The following is a 16,529-nucleotide window of genomic DNA, read 5'->3' on the forward strand; positions in this document are numbered from 1 at the left end:
TGGGGAGGTGCGCCGTGCGGCTCAAGGATAAGGTGGTCCTGATTACCGGGGCGGCCCACGGGATCGGCCGGGCCACCCTGGAGCTCTTCGCCCGGGAGGGGGCGCGGCTCGTGGCCTGCGACATAGAGGAAGGCCCCTTGGCGGAGGCCGCCTCGGCCACGGGGGCCATGCCCCTCGTCATGGACGTGGCGGACCCCGCCTCCGTGGCGCGGGGCTTCCAGGAGGCCCAGGCCCGGTTTGGCCGGCTGGACGGGGTGGTGCACTACGCCGGCATCACCCGGGACAACTTCCACTGGAAGATGCCCCTGGAGGACTGGGAGCTGGTTCTTAGGGTCAACCTCACGGGGAGCTTCCTGGTGGCCAAGGCGGCCAGCGAGGCCATGCGGGAGCGGAACCCGGGGAGCATTGTGCTCACGGCGAGCCGGGTGTACCTGGGGAACCTGGGGCAGGCGAACTATGCGGCGTCCAAGGCCGGGGTGGTGGGGCTCACCCGGACCTTGGCCTTGGAGCTTGGGCGGTACGGGATCCGGGTGAACGCCCTGGCGCCGGGGTTTATTGAGACGCGGATGACGGCCAAGGTGCCGGAGAAGGTGCGGGAGAAGGCCATTGCGGCCACGCCCTTGGGCCGGGCGGGAAGCCCCATGGAGGTGGCCTATGCCGCGCTTTTCCTGGTTTCTGACGAGTCCAGCTTCATCACCGGTCAGGTGCTTTTCGTGGACGGGGGGCGGACCATCGGGGCCGCGCCCGCCTAGCCCGGGGTAGGCTTGGGGCATGCCCGAGGGGGTGGTGAGGCATGGACTTTAGTGGACTGGACCGGCTTTTCCGCCAACTGGCGGAGGAGGGCTTCCTGCCGGGGGCGGTGGTCTTGGTGGCCCGGGAGGGGGAGGTAATCTTCCAGGGGGTCTATGGCTATCTGGACCCGGAAAAGCGCCTCCCCATGAGGGAGGACGCCCTTTTCCGGGTCTACTCCATGACCAAGCCCTGGGTTTCCGCCCTGGCCCTAAGCCTGGTGGAGGAAGGGGTCTTGAGCCTTATGGACCCGGTGGAGAAGTACCTGCCCGAGCTGGGGGCCTTGTGGGTGGGGAGGGAGGTGGGGGCAGAGGTGCGGGAAGAGCCCCTTAGGGCTCCCCTCACCGTTTATGAGCTTTTGCGCCACACCGCTGGCTTCACCTACGGGGTCTTCTTCGCCTCTGCGGTAAAGCGGCTTTACCTCGAGGCCGGCGTGGACCGCTTTGACCTAAGCCGGGAGGCGTTTTTGAAGCGGCTTGCTGCCTTGCCCCTCCGCTTCCAACCGGGGGAGGCTTTTGAGTACGGGCTTTCCACGGACGTGCTGGGGCACCTTTTGGAAGCGGCTACGGGGAAGAGCCTAAAGGACCTCCTGAAAGCGCGGGTCTTTGCCCCTTTGGGCATGCGGGACTCGGGCTTTCAGGCCCAAGACCCCGCCCGCCTGGCCCAGCCCTTTCCCCAGGACCCAGAGACGGGTCGGCGCATCGCCCTCATCCCCGTGGAGGCCCCGCCGCCCCGCTACGCCGGGGGGATGGGCGGGGTGAGCACCGCTTCCGATTACCTGCGGTTCCTCGAGGCCCTGCGCACCGGGAAGGGCCTCCTCCACCCGCGCCTAGCTCGGCTCATGACCGAGGACCACCTGGGCCCCCTCTACGCCGAGGGCTTGAAGCGGGGCCCCGAGTACCTCCCGGGCCCCGGGTACGGGTTTGGCCTGGGGGTGGCGGTGCGTTTGAGCGGGGCGGGGTTTTCCCCGGGGAGCCCGGGGGAGTTTAACTGGGCAGGGTTTGGCGGCACCTACTTCTTCGTGGACCCCGCCTTGGGCTTAAGCGCCCTTTACCTGAGCCAGGCCCCCAATCTGCTTTCCGTCCTGGAGCCTGCAAGGGCCCTCCACTCCCGGCTTGGCGCTAGGCTCCAGCACGCCTTCCGCACACAGGTTTACCGGGCTTTCACGGCCTAAGGAACTGCTACTCCCACCGCCCTGGCCAGTTCCGGAGGGAGCAGGAAGACCTGGCCTCCCACTTCTATCCGCACGTTTCCCGCCCGCTCTAGTACCCGGAGGTGGGCTCCCGGGGTAAGCCCTAGACGGCCAAGCAGGTTTAGGGTACCCGGGTCCTGGGCCAGGGCCCGCACCACCTTTGCTTCGCCCAAAGGTGCCTCGGACAAGGGTAGGGCGGGAACCTCGGGCAAAGCCAGTTCCTTGGTGGGGATGGGGTCCCCATGGGGGTCAAAGGGGGGATGGCCAAGGAGCTCGGCGATCTTTTCCTCCAGGGTCTCGCTGATCACGTGTTCCAGCCGCTCCGCCTCTTCGTGGACTTCCTCCCAGCCAAAGCCCAGGGCCTGGTGCAGGTAGGCCTCGAGGAGCCGGTGGTGGCGCAGGACCTCGAGGGCTATCTTCCGTCCCGCAAGGGTCAGGCTAGCGCCCTGGTAAGGCCGGTGATCCACAAGACCAAGGAGCGCCAGCTTCTTTAGCATTTCGGTTGCCGAGGGGGGGCGAACGCCCATGCGGTTTGCGAGGACTTGAGTAGAAACGGGTCCTTGGCCCTCAAGCTCTAAGAGCAGGAGGTTCTTCAGGTAATCCTCCTGGGCTTCGGAAAGGGGAGGTCGTGGCATAGGGTCCAGGCTGCTCAGCCAGGCTCAGTATAGCTCAAGGGAGCATGGAAAGGTGCGACCGCTTTCGTTACCAAGCCTTCGCTTTTTGGTATACCTTCGTGTGCTACCTCATAGCTCCACCCCGGCCATCCTGAGAAGCACCCGGCTACGTATGAGGTTGTGAACAAGCAGGATGAGGTTCACCCGGGCCACCAGCCCCCAGTAGGACCGGGCCTCTATCCGATGAAGCCCCAAAGACCGCACCATCACGCTGAAGCGGGTCTCTATCCAGTTCCGTACCCTTCCCATCCACCCTCTCCACCCCGTCTCCACCACCCTTCCTCCCCTGACCCGATAGGGTGGTGTCTTGACTCCCTGGACCCAACGAAAGCCCCGGTCCCCGAGGACCGCGGGCAGACCGTCCAGCAGGTCCCTCCCCCAGGTCTCCCGGGCATTACCGGGGAGAATGGCCCAACGAAAGAAGAGACCCCGCTCGTTCATCACTGGCATGAGGACGTAGCCCGCGAAAGCCCCCAGAGGTCCTACCCCCATCGCGGCCTCGGGAAGAGAGAGGCCGTGGATGCGGTGGCCGTGGGCCAGGGGGATAGGCTTGAGGTCCACCACCTGCAGGAGGCCTTGTCCCCCAGAGAGCCTCATGGCCAGGTGAGCCAACAACCCCTGGGCCTTCTGAAGGACCCGGTAGAAGCGGGAGAGGTGGGGGAGGGAGGGGAAGTAGGCCTTGAGGGTGGTCTTGGCGGCCAAGTAGCCTTTGGCGAGGTCTTGGCCTTGCAAAAGGAGAAAGATGGCGAGGGTTAGGAGCTCGGCCAGGGTAGCCTTCTGGTGCTTTTGCTTTGGGGGGAGCTTGAAGTCCTGAGCTTGCAAGGCCTTGAGTTCGTCATCCACCCAAATGTAGGTAGCCACCCAGAAGGGTTTCCGCGTCAAGATAGTAAAGGGGGTGCTCACGATCTTGCTGCATAGCACCCCCTCTTTTTTCACATCCCGAGGGTCCAGATCAAGTAGCACACGAAGGTATATTGAAAGCCAAGTCTATGGACTCTACTTTTCGCTTTCTTTACGCTTTAAGTTGGATAGGCCTTATTGGTGGCTTGATGGTTCGGTTCATCACCCTCCCCCCGAGGGGGTGAGAGCTGGCTGGCTATGTAGCGGTGGGGGCTGTGTTTGCTTACGCATACGCTCAGGGGCCTAGGCGGGCTCCCCGGTATTTAGTTCATGGGGCGGGGCTTTATTTTCTATTGGAGATCGCCCGCTCCTTAAACCGGGATGTGGAAGGTTGGCAATTCCTCCTGCTTGGCTCTTGGATCCCAGCCATTTACGTGTTGGCCGCCTTTGCCCATCCGGTAGCGGCTGCCTGGCGTTATTCCCTTATCTGGACGCTTCTGTTATATGGCCTGGTGGCTTGGGGATTGGAGCGCCGCGAGGGAAGCGCTATTTTGGCCTATGTGGCCACCGCCCTTTTAGGGCAGCTTACGGTGGCTTCCCTCATCATCTTGTTGGCCCGCTTTCGTGAGATGTATGGGCAAACGCGCTTTTGGAGGGAACAGGCTCTCACATGTACGCTTACGGGTCTACCCAACAGGCGGGCTTTTGAGCTTGCCCTTTCCCGGGAGATTTCCAGGACGGAGCGGTACGGAACGCCCTTTAGCCTGGTTCTTGTAGACTTGGACCACTTCAAGAAAATTAACGATACTTTAGGCCACGATTATGGGGATGAGCTTCTGCGTCGGGTGGCCCGGTTGCTTGTGGATCAGGTGCGTCGGGAGGATATGGTGGCCCGGTGGGGTGGGGAGGAATTCGCCCTCTTGTTGCCTTCCACACGGGCGGAGGACGCGCAGCGTTTGGCGGAGCGGCTTCGGCAAGCGATAGAGGCCCAAAGCCTAGGTGTGACCGCAAGTTTTGGCGTGGCTGAATACATGTTTGGGGAAGAGGAGGAAAGCCTTTTTCGTAGGGCGGACCAGGCTCTTTACCGGGCTAAGAACCTGGGAAGAAACCGGGTGGAGGTGGCCGAGTAAGGGAGGGGTTTGGGATGGATCTCGCCTATTACCCTTACCCTTCCCGGCGGCACGTGGTCCTGGGCCGCCGCGGGGCGGTGGCCACGAGCCAACCTTTGGCGGCCCTGGCGGGGATGGAGATGCTCCTCAAGGGGGGAAGCGCCGTGGACGCCGCCATCGCCATGGCCGCCTGCCTCACGGTGGTGGAGCCCACCTCCAACGGCCTTGGGGGGGACCTCTTCGCCCAGGTCTGGGACGGGAAGCTCCACGGCCTAAACGCCTCGGGCAAAAGCCCCTTAGCCCTCACCCCCGAGCGCCTGCCCGAGGGAAGGATGCCCGAAAGGGGCTGGCTTCCGGTGACGGTGCCCGGGGCGGTTTCGGGCTGGCGGGCCCTGCACGAGCGGTGGGGTAGGCTCCCCTTCCCCGAGGTTTTAGCTCCCGCCATCCGCTACGCGGAGGAGGGCTTCCCCGTGGGGCCGGAGACGGGGAGGGCCTGGAAGCGGGCGGAAGGGATCTACCTGCCCCTTACGGGCCCGGAGTTCGCCGCCTTCAAGGAGGTCTTCTTTCCCGGGGGCCGGGCGCCGCGGGCGGGGGAGGTGTGGCGGAGCCCCCTCCACGCCAAGACCCTGAGGGAGATCGCCGATTCCTACGGGGAAAGCCTCTACCGGGGGGCCTTGGCGGAGGCGCTGGCCCGCTTCAGCGCCGACACGGGGGGCCTCCTCACCCTGGAGGACCTGAGGACCCATACCCCGGAATGGGTGGTGCCCCTTTCCCTGGACTACAGGGGCCTCACGGTGCACGAGCTTCCCCCCAACGGCCAAGGGGTGGCGGCGCTTCTGGCCCTGGCCATCCTGGAGGGGTTTGAGCTGAGGCCGGAGGACCCCTTTAGCTACCACCTGCAGGTGGAGGCCATGCGCCTCGCCCTGGCGGACGCCTTCCGCTTCGTGGCCGACCCCCGGTATCTGGAGCTAGACCCTAAGGCCCTCTTGTCCCCGGCCTACGCCGCGGAAAGGCGTCGGCTTATTGGAGAAAGGGCTTTGCCCAGGGTGCTTCCCGGGTTCAGGCCCGCGGGGACGGTGTACCTGGCGGCGGCGGATGGGGAAGTGATGGTCTCCCTCATCCAGTCCAACTACCAGGGCTTCGGCTCCGGGGTCCTGGTGCCGGGGACGGGGATCGCCCTGCAGAACCGGGGCTTAGGCTTTTCCCTGGAGGAGGGACACCCCAACCGGGTGGGGCCGGGGAAAAGGCCCTACCACACCATCATCCCAGGCTTCCTCACCCGGGAGGGCAGGCCCCTTGGGCCCTTTGGGGTGATGGGGGGGTTCATGCAACCACAGGGGCACGTGCAGGTGGTGGTGGCCTTGGCGGACTTCGGCCTGAACCCCCAGGCGGCCTTGGACCGGCCCCGTTGGCAGGTGGTGCCGGGGGACGGGGGGGACGAGGTGCTCTTGGAGCCGGGCATACCCCAGGCCACGGCCCTCTTCCTCAAGGACCTGGGGCACCGGGTGCGCTACGAGGCGGAGTACGGGCTGTTTGGCCGGGGCCAGGTGGTCCTGAGGGAGGGGGAAGCCCTGGTGGCCGCCAGCGACCCTCGGGCCGAGGGACTTGCCCTGGCCCTTTAGCGTGGTATTCTTGCCCCGGGGCCTTGGCCCCTTCCATGTTGCGGCTAGAAAACATCACCAAGCGCTTTGGACCGGTGGTGGCCAACCGGGGCATCACCCTCGAGGTGGGCCGGGGGGAGGTCCTCGCCCTCCTGGGGGAAAACGGGGCGGGGAAAACCACCTTGGTGAGCATCCTCTACGGCCTCTACGCCCCCGACGAGGGGCGGATCCTCTTGGAGGGGAAGGAGGTGCGCATCCCTTCCCCCAAGGCGGCCCAGCGGCTCGGCATCGCCCTGGTGCCCCAGCACCCCGAGCTCATTGACGCCCACACCGTGGCGGAAAACCTGGCCTTGGGGTTGGACCTCCCCCCCGTCTTCGCCCGGCGCGCCCTTTTGGCGCGGCTTGGGGCCCTCCTTCAGGACCATCCCTTGGGGGTGGACCTCGAGGCCAAGGTGGAGCGGCTTTCCGCCGGGGAGAAGCAGCGGGTGGAGCTCCTCAGGGCCCTCCTAAACCGCCCCCGGGTCCTGATCCTGGACGAGCCCACCAGCGTCCTCACCCCCAAGGAGGCGGAGGGGCTTTTCCAGGAGATCGCCCGGCTTAAGCGGGAGGGCCTGGCGGTGATCTTCATCAGCCACAAGCTGGAGGAGGTGCTGGCCCTCGCCGACCGCATCGCCGTGCTCCGGGCGGGGGAGAAGGTGGGGGAGCTTTCGCGGGCGGAGGCGGACAAGGAACGCCTGGTGCGCCTCATGGTGGGCCGGAGCCCAAGCCCCCCGCCCAAGGCCCCGCCGCCCCGGGAGGAGGTGGTCTTGGAGGTGGAAAACCTCCTGGTGCCCCGGCATGGCTTCCCCGTCCAGGGCGTGTCCTTTTGCCTGCGGGCGGGGGAGGTGTTGGGTGTTGCCGGGGTGGCAGGAAGTGGGCAGAAGGAGCTACTGGAAGCCCTGGCGGGGCTTAGGCCCTACCGGGGGAAGGTGCGCTTCCTGGGCCAGACCTTGCCCAAGGAACCGGCCCGGGTCTTCTCCTTGGGGGTGGCCCACATTCCCGAGGAGCGGTCCATGGGGGTGGTGGGGGGGATGAGCGTGGCGGAGAACCTGGCCCTGCGCACCTACCCCGCCTACGCCCGCCTTGGCCTTTTGGATTACCGCGCCATGGAAAAGGAGGCGGAAGCCCTCATGGCCGCCTATGCCGTCAAAGCCCCTTCCCCCAGGACCCCCGTGCGGTTCCTCTCTGGGGGCAACGTGCAGAAGGTGATCCTGGCCCGGGAGCTAAAGGGCGGGCCCCGGCTGATCCTCGCCATGCACCCCACCTACGGGGTGGACGTGGGGGCGGCGGAGGAGGTGCACGGGCGGCTTTTGGACCTGGCCCGGCAAGGGGCCGCCATCCTCCTGGTGAGCGAGGACCTGGACGAGATCCTGGCCCTTTCCCACCAGGTGGCGGCCTTGTACCACGGCAGGCTCGTGGGGCCCATCCCCCGGGAGGTGGCGGACCGGGAGCGGCTGGGGCGGATGATGGCGGAGGGGCGGGCATGAGGCTGGAGTTGGACCCCGCCCCCAGCCCCACCAAGGTGGCCTTGAGCTATGGGGCCTTTTTGCTCCTGGCCCTCTTCCTCTTGGGTTTTCTTTTCCTGGCCTATGGAGTCTCCCCCCTTAGGGCCTACGGCCTCCTTCTCTCCCCCCTCTTGGACCCCTTGGGCCTGGCCGAGGTGGCCCGGCGGGCCATTCCCCTCCTCCTCATCGGGGCGGGCTTGAGCTTGGCCTTCCGCGTGGGGTTTTTCAACATTGGGGCCGAGGGGCAGCTCCTCATGGGGGCGGTGGGGGCGGCTTACGTGGCGCTCTTCCTCCCCCCTGGGCCTTACACCCTTCTCCTCATGTTCCTCCTCGGGGGGGCTTTGGGGGCCTTGTGGGCGGGGTTTGCCGCCTGGCTTAGGGTGCGCTTTGGGGCGAGCGAGATCCTCACCACCCTCATGCAGAACTACCTGGCCTACTACCTGGTGGTCTATTTGGTGGCGGGGCCGTGGAAGGGGCAGTTCGTCTTCGGCTTCCTTTACACCGACCGCTTCCCCGAGGTGGCCCGGCTTCCCCGGCTGGGGGACACCTTGGTTCACTGGCCCACCCTGCTTTTGGGGGTGGGGGCGGCCCTGCTTCTCCACCTCCTCCTCTTCCGCACACCTTGGGGCTTCTCGCTGAGGGTGCTTGGGGAAAATCCCCAGGCGGCCCGCTACCTGGGGCTCAAGGAGGGGAGGCTTACCCTCCTCGTGGCCTTGGCCTCGGGGTTCCTGGCCGGGTTTGCCGGGGTGGGGGAGGTGGCGGGGATCCACGGGAGGCTTCTGGAGCCCGCCCAGATCTCCTTGGGCTACGGCTTCACCGCCATTTTGGTGGCCTGGCTTGCCCGGGGAAGGCCTGGGCTTACCCTCCTCACGGCCCCCCTCCTCGGGCTCATCCTGGCGGGGGGGGATGCCTTGAAGCTCGCCTTCTCCATGCCCTTTAGAGTGGTGGACGTGGTGGCGGGGCTTTTGCTTTTGGCCTTGATCGGGGCGGAGGCGGCGAGCCGCCACCGCCTCATTTGGAGGCGGTGATGGAAGAGGCCTTGGTGCGCGCGGTGCTTTTCGGTACCCCCATCCTCCTCGCCGCTTTGGGGGCGCTCCTCGCTGAGCGGAGCGGGGTGGTGAACCTGGGGGTGGAGGGGATCATGGCCCTTTCGGCCCTGGCCGCCTTCGCCGTGGCCTTGGATGTGGGGCCCTTCTTGGGGGTGGTGGCCGGGGTGGGGGCGGGCGTGGCTTTGGCCCTCTTCTTGGGGCTCTTTGCCATTACCTTGAGGGCCAATCCCTTCGTGGCGGGGCTGGCGGTGGCCGCCTTGGGGCTTGGGGCCTCGGGAATGCTGGGGAAGCGCTACGAAGGGGTGCCCTTGCAGAAGGTTCTTCCCGAGGCGCCCTTGGCCCTTTTGGCCCTTCTTTTGGCCCTCGTGCTTCACCTCCTCCTCTACCGGAGCCGGTTTGGCCTTTACCTGAGGAGCGTGGGAGAGAACCCCAAGGCGGCGGACCTTTTTGGGGTGAACGTGGAGGGGGTGCGCTACCTGGCCCTGGGGCTTGGGGGCGGGCTCATCGGTTTGGGCGGGGCTTACCTCTCCTTGGCCTACCGTCCCTCCTGGACGGATGGGATGACCGCGGGGCTCGGCTGGGTGGCCATCGCCCTGGTGATCCTGGCCGCCTGGGAGCCCTTGCGGGCGGTTTGTGGCGCCTACCTTTTTGGCCTCCTCTTCTTCCTGCAGTTTCGGCTTCAGGGCAGTGTACCTATACCGTCCGAGGCCTTTGCCGCCATGCCCTACCTTCTGGTTATCCTGGTCCTGGCCCTCTCGGGCCGGTCCCGGGCCCCCAAGGCCCTGGGCCAGCCCTTCGAGCGGGGGAGGTGAAGGATGCGAAAACTGGTTTGGCTCTTGGCCCTGCTTCTCGGGACGGGCCTGGCGCAAGGGGAGAAGCTAAAGGCTTGTTTCATCTACGTGGGTCCAGTGGGGGACGCTGGCTGGACCTACGCCCACGACGTGGGGCGGAAGAAGGCGGAGGCGGCGCTTCCCTGGCTGGAAACCCGCTACGTGGAAAGCGTCCCCGAGGCCCAGGCCTTGCCGGTGATAGACCGCTTCGTGAAGGAGGGGTGCAAGGTCATCTTCGCCACCAGCTTTGGCTACATGGAGGCGGTCCTCGAGGCGGCCAAGAAGTACCCGGACGTGATCTTCGCCCACGCCACGGGGTTCAAGCGGGCCCCCAACGTGGCCACCTACATGGCGGACTTCTACCAGGTTTACTACCTTAACGGCCTCGCCGCCGGGGCCCTCACCCGGTCGGGCAAAGTAGGCTACGTGGCCGCCTTCCCCATCCCCGAGGTGAAGCGGCACATCAACGCCTTCGCCCTGGGGGTGCGGGCGGTGAACCCCAAGGCCCAGGTCCTGGTGCGCTGGATCAACGCCTGGTACGACCCGGCCAAGGCCCGGGAGGCCACGGAGGCCCTTCTCGCCCAAGGGGCGGACGTCTTCGCCTTCACCGAGGACACCCCCACGGTGATCCAGACCGCCGCCAAGAAGGGGGCCTACTCCTTCGGCCACTACACCCCCATGCTCAAGTTCGCCCCCGACCACGTGGTTTCCGGCCAGATCGTCCACTGGGACGTGATCTACATTGATTTCCTCAAGAAGGTCAAGGAAGGCGTCTACACCCCGAAGAACCTGCAGAACGTGGACTATTTCTGGCTCCTGCAGCACAAGGCGGTGGAGATGGGGGCGGACTACGGCGTGCCCATCAACCCCAAGCACGTCCCCCTCCTGCAGAGAGCCCGGATGCGGGTGGCGGGGAAGGAGGTGCCGGTGTACGAGCGCATCATGGCCCTTCTTCAGGACATGTCCAGCCCCAAGCCCACCTTTGATCCCTTCACCGGGTCCATCCGGGACCGCAAGGGGGTGGTGCGCATCCCCGCCGGGCGCAAGGCCACCTTGCAGGAACTCCTCACCATGGAGTGGGCGGCGCCTGGGGTGGTGGGGGACTGGCCCGGGGAACCCAAGTAGGGAAGTCCTTTGGGGGGCCGGGCCTTGGGCCCGGCCCCTTGGCTACAGGCTTTGGAAGACCGCTTCCAGGATCTCCAGCCCCAAAGCCGCCTCCTTCTCCGTGAGGGTGAGGGGCGGGGCGATGCGGAGGGCGGAGGGGCCGGCGGGGAGGAGGAGGAGGCCCTTTTGGAAGGCCCGCTCCACCGCCTTGTCCCGGAGGTCGGGCCGCTCCTCCTCGGGGCTTCCGAAGTCCACCCCGATCATGAGGCCCCTCCCCCGCACGTCCCCCAGGAAGGGGAAGCGCCTTTGCATCTTCCTTAGCTCCTCCAGGAGGTAGGCCCCCACCCGGGCGGCGTTTTCCATGAGGCCCCCTTCCAAAAGGTCCAGGGTGGCGTGGGCCGCCGCCGCCGCCACCGCCTGCCCGCCGAAGGTGGTGCCGTGGGCCCCGGGGCGCCAGCTTCCGAGCTCCTCCCGGAAGAGGAGGGCGCTCAAGGGGTAGCCCGAGGCCAGCCCCTTGGCCAGGACGTAGACGTCCGCCTCTATCCCCTCGTGCTCCAGGGCGAAGAAAAGCCCCGTGCGTCCCGCCCCCGACTGCACCTCGTCCGCCACCAGGAGGATGCCGTGGCGCTCCAGGAGGTCCTTAAGCTTGGGGAGGAAGCCTTTGGGGGGAAGCACATACCCCCCTTCCCCCTGGATGGGTTCCAGGAAGAAGGCGGCCACCTCCTCGGGGGGCAGGGTGGTGCGGAAAAGGTGCTCCAGGTGGTCTAAGACGGCCTCCCCCACCTCCTCGGGCCGGGCGCCCAGAGGGGGGCGGAAGGGGTTGGGGAAGGGTACGTGCACCACGCCGGGCAACAGGGGGGAAAACCCCTTGCGGTAGGCGCTTTTGCTGGCGGTGAGGGAAAGGGCCCCAAGGCTCCTCCCGTGGAAGGCCCCGGTGAAGGCCAGGAGGTAGGGGCGGCCCGTGTGGTGGCGCACCAGCTTGATGGCGGCCTCAATCCCCTCGGTGCCGGAGTTGCCGAAGAAGACCCTGTACCTTCCTCCAAGCCGCTTTACCAGGCGCTCCGCCAGGGAGAGGGTGGGCTCGTGGGTGAAGTCGGAGAAGCAGACGTGGGCGAAGCGCTCCGCCTGGGACCGCACCGCCTCGAGGACCTTGGGGTGGGCGTAGCCCGTGGTGTTCACGGCGATGCCCGCCATGAAGTCCAAAAAAACGTTCCCGTCCACGTCCTCCAGGAAGACGCCTTGCCCCCGGGCGGGGACGAAGGGGTAGGGGCGGATGTAGGAAGGGGAGAGCACCCGCTCGGCCCGCTCGGTGAGCGCTTGCGCCATGGGTCCGGGAAGGGGTGTCTTTACCTTGGGTTTCATACGTGGCCAGTCTACCAAGGGCGGGACGAGCGTCCCACCGGCGCTTTATGCGCTCCGGCGCAAGGCTATACCGAAAGGAGGCCCCGGGCCACCAGGTGGGGCCGGGCGTAGAAGAGGGTGAGGGCGGTGGCGGCGTCCTCCACCTCCCCCGCCTCCAGGAGGGCGTAGAGTTCCGGCAAGGGGAGTTCCACGGCTTCCAGGAGCTCGCCGTCCTCGAGGCTCGGGGCCGCCACCACCTCCGCCCCCAGGGCCAAGAAGGGGTGGAAGACCACGGCGGTGAAGGAGGGTTGGGGGTGGAAGGGGGGCAGGGGGATGACCTCCTTGGCCCTCGCCCCCACCTCCTCCAAAAGCTCCCGCCGCGCCGCCTCCTCCGGGGTTTCCCCGACGTCCACCTTGCCCGCGGGCACCTCCAGGAGGAACTTCCCCGTGGGGTGGCGGTACTGCCGGACGAGGAGGGCGGTGGTCCGGGCGGTGACGGGGAGGACGAAGCTCGCCGCCACCGGCCCCGGGCGGTAGATGTAGGTGAGCTCCTTGCCCGTGTGGGTCCTGAGGCGTTCCCGCACCAGGCGCACGGGCTCGGAGAGGATCTCTTCCAGGGAAAGCCGCTTCCAGGGGCTCATGAGGTCAAGCGCTCAATCACCCGCCGCACCTTCTCCCCGGGGGCCCGGGGCCCCAGGGCCTTGGTCACCACCCCGATGGCGGCCAGGGGGGTCTTGAACTGGGAAAGGTCCAGGTTTTCCCGGATCCAGGCCTCTATCTCCTCCTCGCTCATCTCCTTAGGCAGAAAGCGGTCCAAGAACTCCGCCTCAAAGGCGTTTCCCTGCTCCAAGGCGATCTCCTTGAGGGCCTTGAGGACCTTCACCGCCTCGGTGTCGGGGAGGGGCTTGCCGTCCCCCTTGCGGTCCAGCTCCGCCTTCACCACCCGGGCGAAGTCCAGGGTCTTCTGGTCCCGGGCCTTCATGGCCTCCTTGATGGTTTCCTTGATGGCCTCGTAGATCGTCATCCTTACCACTCTAACGGAAAGGTGGCTAGACGGCGAGCCGCACCTCGAGGCCCACCCCCAAAGCCCTGGCCGCCCGCCTCAGGCTTTCCAGGCTGTGGCCGAAGTAAAAGGGGTCCAGGAGGCGGTGGACCGCCGAAGGGGAGGTGCCCATGCGCCGGGCAAGCTCCCGTTGGGAAAGACCCCGGACCTTTAGGGCCCGCCAGAGTTCTAGGCTTACGGGGTTCACGGGGGCGGGCTCCAGAAAGACCACCTCGGGTTGGTGCAGCTCGGCCAAGCCTTCTGGATCCGCCCTTTCGGAAGGCGCGGGGAGAGGCTTGCCCGCTTCCTCAAGCTCCAAAAGGGCCAAGGCCAGCCCCCGCGCCAGGCTATCCATGGCCCCCGCCCGGCTCGCCTTCCCCCAGGCGAACACCGGGAGATCCAAGGCATAGCCGGCGTAGGTTTTCCCTTCAGGGTCCACCTCTAGGACTACTGGGTAGCGGTAAGGCCACTTCTTTACCAAGACGTCTTTTCCCATGGCTTTGCCTATCGGGGTGGGGAAAGATCCCCCACCCCCTCCCTTTCCCTAACGGAACATCTCTTCTGGAATTCCCGCTTGCTTCAAGATCCTCGTTGAAGGTGCCCACGGGCGGGGGATCGTTGCCGGGGTCCAGGACCACGATCCGGCCGTCGGGGTGTTTCCAGACCTCGTGGTCTCCCTTCCCGCGCCGAGGCTAAGGGGAAAAGCCCATTTGCCTAAGTATCCTCCGCCCGCAGGGGTTGGACCCGGGGGCCAGGTTAGATGTTAGCAAAAATGCGAACGCCCCTCAAGGTGTCCTGGGGGAGGCCCACCGTCCGGGAGTACAATCCCTTCCATGTGGGCGCTCCTTTCCGTTTCGGATAAGCGGGGGATCGTGGACTTCGCCCGGGGGCTTTTGGACCTGGGCTTCCGCCTTCTCGCCACGGGGGGGACGTACCGGGCCCTAAGGGAAGCCTCCTTGCCCGTCACCTACATTTCGGACTTCACCGGCTTCCCCGAGATCCTGGAGGGCCGGGTGAAGACCCTCCACCCCAAGGTGCACGCCGCCCTCCTGGCCCGACCCGACCAGGAGGAGGAGCTTAGGGCCTTGGGCTTGGAGCGGATCGGCGTGGTGGCGGTGAACCTCTACCCCTTCCGGGAGGCGGTGGCCCGGGGGGCCTCCTACGAGGAAGCTTTGGAGCAGGTGGATATCGGCGGCCCCGCCATGCTCCGGGCCGCGGCCAAGAACCACCTGGCGGTGCTTCCCGTGTGCGACCCCGAGGACTACCCCCGGGTCCTCGAGGCGCTAAGGGAGGGGCCAAGCCCGGAGTTCCGCCGGGCCCTGGCCCGTAAAGCCTTCGCCCACACCGCCGCCTACGACGCCGCCATCGCCGAGTGGCTTTCCGGGGAGAAGTTCCCCGAGGACAAGTTCTTGGTCCTAAGGCGGGTTTCCCCCTTGCGCTACGGGGAGAACCCCCACCAGGAGGCCGTCCTCTACCGGGTGGCGGGGGAGGAGGGCCCCCTCCTTGCCGCCCGGGTCCTCCAGGGCAAGGCCATGAGCTTCAACAACTACCTGGACGCCGAGGCCGCCTGGAACCTGGTTTCGGAGTTCACCGAGCCCGCGTGCGTGGCGGTGAAGCACCAGAACCCCTGCGGGGTGGCCCTGGGGGAAACCCCCTTGGAAGCCTACCGGAGGGCCTACCAGGCGGACCCTGTTTCCATCTTCGGGGGCATCGTGGCCTTGAACCGCTATGTGGACGAGGAGACCGCCTCGGCCATGGCCGAGGTCTTTTTGGAGGTGGTCCTGGCCCCGGGCTACAGCGAGGAGGCCTTAAGGGTCTTCGCCAGGAAGAAGAACCTGCGCCTTCTCGAGGTCCCGGCCCTAGCCCAAGGCCCCTACCTGGACGTACGGCGCATCCGGGGCGGGGTGCTCCTTCAAGATGCCGACACCCTTGACCCCATCGCCCCCCAGGTGGTGACCAAGCGGGCTCCCACGGAGGCGGAGTGGCGCGACCTCCTCTTCGCCTGGAAGGTGGTGAAGCACGTGCGCTCCAACGCCATCGTGGTGGCCAAAGGAGGGATGACCCTGGGCATCGGGGTGGGGCAGACGAACCGGTACGCCGCCGCCAAGCACGCCCTAAAGACCGCCAAGGAGGGGGCGCGGGGGGCGGTCTTGGCCTCCGACGCCTTCTTCCCCTTTGACGACGTGGTGCGCCTGGCGGCGGACTTCGGCATCGCCGCCATCATCCAGCCGGGGGGGAGCGTGCGGGACCAGGACTCCATCCAGGCGGCGGACGAGGCGGGCATGGCCATGGTCTTCACCGGGGTGCGCCACTTCCGCCACTAGAGGGAAAGCCTGCCCCGAACGGCCCTGAGCCGCCGGTGGGCCTCCTTGAAGCCCACGAGCTTGCGGCTTTCCTCGTCGTGGAGGTGCATGTCGGCGAAAGCGATCTGGAAGGCGTCCTTGAGGGTCACGGTGGGGGCCACCTTCACCAGGTCCACCTCCTCCTGCACCTTGGGGAGGTGGTAGTTGGGGATCTTGGGAGCCAGGTGGTGGATGTGGTGGAAGCCGATGTTCCCGGTGAGCCACTGGAGGACCTTGGGAAGCTTTAAGTAGGTGCTTCCCTCCATGGCGGCCTTGAGGTGTTCCCAGCGGGGGTCGTGCTCCCAGTAGGCGTCTTCAAACTGGTGCTGCACGTAAAAGAGGAAGATGCCCACCATCCCCGCCAGGTACTGGATGGGGAGGTAGACGAAGAGGAGGGTCTTAAGGCCAAAAAGGAGGCCGATGCCCACGAGCAAAAGGACCAGGGCCAGGTTGGTGAGGGCCACGCTGTGGCGCACCGAGGGGCGCTCAGACCCGTAGCCCAGGGGCAGGCGGTAGGAGAGCATGAAGACGTAGATGGGCCCCAGGAAGAACATGACAAAGGGGTTGCGGTAAAGGCGGTAGGCGAGGCGCTGCCGAGGGGTGGCCTGCAGGTACTCTTCCAGGGTCATGGTGTAGATGTCCCCCACGCCCCTTTTGTCCAGGTTGCCGCTGGTGGCGTGGTGCCGGGCGTGGGAAAGCTGCCAGTGGTGGTAGGGCACCAGGGTGAGCACCCCGGCGAAAAAGCCCAGGGCGTCGTTCATCCACTTCTTGGGGAAGAAGGAGCCGTGCCCGGCGTCGTGCTGCAGGATGAAAAGCCGCACCAGGAATAGCGCCGCCACGAGGTCCAAGGCCAAGGCGAGGAGCAAGGAAACGGAAAGGGCCTTGTGGGCGAGGTAAAAGAGGGCGAGGAGGGGCAGGAGGGTATCCGCCACCTGGCGCAGGCTTCGCAGGGTGTTGGGCTTGGTGTAGGGCTTGATGAGGGGGATCCAGTCTTTGGGTTCTACCTTATGCATAGGCGCTCCTCTTTCGGGGAGTGCCTTACCGTACTTCAGCAAAAGATGAGAGGGGTGAG

The 16,529-nt window shown here is 66.4% G+C and carries 15 protein-coding genes and 1 pseudogene; 9 read left to right on the forward strand and 7 right to left on the reverse strand.

Features of this window, described 5'->3' with window-relative positions; translation table 11 throughout:
* Positions 1-14 precede the first annotated feature (14 nt).
* Together QT17_RS10570 and QT17_RS10575 are read left to right on the forward strand one after the other, a co-directional pair.
* Positions 15-752, forward strand: coding sequence for an SDR family oxidoreductase (locus tag QT17_RS10570; RefSeq protein WP_039459850.1), 738 nt, complete (start codon positions 15-17; stop codon positions 750-752).
* A gap of 41 nt (positions 753-793) precedes the next feature.
* Positions 794-1,963 (forward strand): serine hydrolase, encoded by a 1,170-nt coding sequence (locus tag QT17_RS10575; RefSeq protein WP_039459851.1) that lies wholly within the window; start codon positions 794-796, stop codon positions 1,961-1,963.
* On the opposite strand, the gene mntR is transcribed toward QT17_RS10575, so the two are convergent.
* Together mntR and QT17_RS10585 are read right to left on the reverse strand one after the other, a co-directional pair.
* The gene (mntR, locus tag QT17_RS10580) at positions 1,960-2,616 is read right to left on the reverse strand and encodes a manganese-dependent transcriptional regulator MntR (protein ID WP_039459852.1); all 657 of its coding nucleotides are present in this window, start codon (positions 2,614-2,616) and stop codon (positions 1,960-1,962) included. The genes QT17_RS10575 and mntR overlap by 4 nt on opposite strands.
* 108 nt (positions 2,617-2,724) lie before the next feature.
* Positions 2,725-3,571 (reverse strand): annotated as a pseudogene (locus tag QT17_RS10585) (transposase).
* A gap of 277 nt (positions 3,572-3,848) precedes the next feature.
* Between QT17_RS10585 and QT17_RS10590 the strand changes: the two are divergent.
* From QT17_RS10590 to QT17_RS10615, 6 genes are read left to right on the forward strand one after another with little or no spacing between them, the layout of a single operon-like run.
* Positions 3,849-4,625, forward strand: a complete 777-nt coding sequence (locus tag QT17_RS10590) for a GGDEF domain-containing protein (protein WP_235283916.1) — start codon at positions 3,849-3,851, stop codon at positions 4,623-4,625.
* 14 nt (positions 4,626-4,639) lie between these two features.
* Positions 4,640-6,226, forward strand: a complete 1,587-nt coding sequence (locus QT17_RS10595) for a gamma-glutamyltransferase family protein (protein ID WP_039459854.1) — start codon at positions 4,640-4,642, stop codon at positions 6,224-6,226.
* Positions 6,227-6,261: 35 nt separating this feature from the next.
* Positions 6,262-7,731, forward strand: a complete 1,470-nt coding sequence (locus QT17_RS10600; RefSeq protein ID WP_039459856.1) for an ABC transporter ATP-binding protein — start codon at positions 6,262-6,264, stop codon at positions 7,729-7,731.
* Complete coding sequence (locus QT17_RS10605; protein ID WP_039459857.1) at positions 7,728-8,777, forward strand: ABC transporter permease; 1,050 nt, start codon at positions 7,728-7,730, stop codon at positions 8,775-8,777. The genes QT17_RS10600 and QT17_RS10605 overlap by 4 nt, the downstream gene beginning before the upstream one ends.
* Positions 8,777-9,610, forward strand: a complete 834-nt coding sequence (locus tag QT17_RS10610; RefSeq protein WP_039459858.1) for an ABC transporter permease — start codon at positions 8,777-8,779, stop codon at positions 9,608-9,610. Before QT17_RS10605 ends, QT17_RS10610 begins: the two co-directional genes overlap by 1 nt.
* A gap of 3 nt (positions 9,611-9,613) precedes the next feature.
* Complete coding sequence (locus QT17_RS10615) at positions 9,614-10,753, forward strand: BMP family ABC transporter substrate-binding protein (protein WP_039459859.1); 1,140 nt, start codon at positions 9,614-9,616, stop codon at positions 10,751-10,753.
* 42 nt (positions 10,754-10,795) lie between these two features.
* On the opposite strand, the gene QT17_RS10620 is transcribed toward QT17_RS10615, so the two are convergent.
* From QT17_RS10620 to QT17_RS10635, 4 genes are all read right to left on the reverse strand, one after another.
* The gene (locus QT17_RS10620; RefSeq protein ID WP_039459861.1) at positions 10,796-12,094 is read right to left on the reverse strand and encodes an acetyl ornithine aminotransferase family protein; all 1,299 of its coding nucleotides are present in this window, start codon (positions 12,092-12,094) and stop codon (positions 10,796-10,798) included.
* A gap of 65 nt (positions 12,095-12,159) precedes the next feature.
* Positions 12,160-12,714, reverse strand: a complete 555-nt coding sequence (locus tag QT17_RS10625) for an NUDIX hydrolase (RefSeq protein WP_039459862.1) — start codon at positions 12,712-12,714, stop codon at positions 12,160-12,162.
* Positions 12,711-13,097 carry a GatB/YqeY domain-containing protein gene (locus QT17_RS10630; protein WP_039459863.1) on the reverse strand — a complete coding sequence of 129 codons (387 nt, stop codon included), beginning with the start codon at positions 13,095-13,097 and terminating at the stop codon, positions 12,711-12,713. The genes QT17_RS10625 and QT17_RS10630 overlap by 4 nt, the downstream gene beginning before the upstream one ends.
* Before the next feature lie 25 nt (positions 13,098-13,122).
* Positions 13,123-13,611 carry a helix-turn-helix transcriptional regulator gene (locus QT17_RS10635; protein ID WP_052155207.1) on the reverse strand — a complete coding sequence of 163 codons (489 nt, stop codon included), beginning with the start codon at positions 13,609-13,611 and terminating at the stop codon, positions 13,123-13,125.
* 337 nt (positions 13,612-13,948) lie between these two features.
* Here QT17_RS10635 and purH point away from each other — a divergent pair, with 337 nt between their 5' ends.
* Positions 13,949-15,439, forward strand: coding sequence for a bifunctional phosphoribosylaminoimidazolecarboxamide formyltransferase/IMP cyclohydrolase (purH, locus tag QT17_RS10640; RefSeq protein WP_039459864.1), 1,491 nt, complete (start codon positions 13,949-13,951; stop codon positions 15,437-15,439).
* Here purH and QT17_RS10645 read toward each other — a convergent pair.
* Positions 15,436-16,470 (reverse strand): fatty acid desaturase, encoded by a 1,035-nt coding sequence (locus QT17_RS10645; RefSeq protein WP_039459866.1) that lies wholly within the window; start codon positions 16,468-16,470, stop codon positions 15,436-15,438. The genes purH and QT17_RS10645 overlap by 4 nt on opposite strands.
* Positions 16,471-16,529 lie beyond the last annotated feature (59 nt).

The sequence above is a fragment of the Thermus sp. 2.9 genome (assembly GCF_000794385.1).
Taxonomy (GTDB): Bacteria; Deinococcota; Deinococci; order Deinococcales; family Thermaceae; genus Thermus; species Thermus thalpophilus.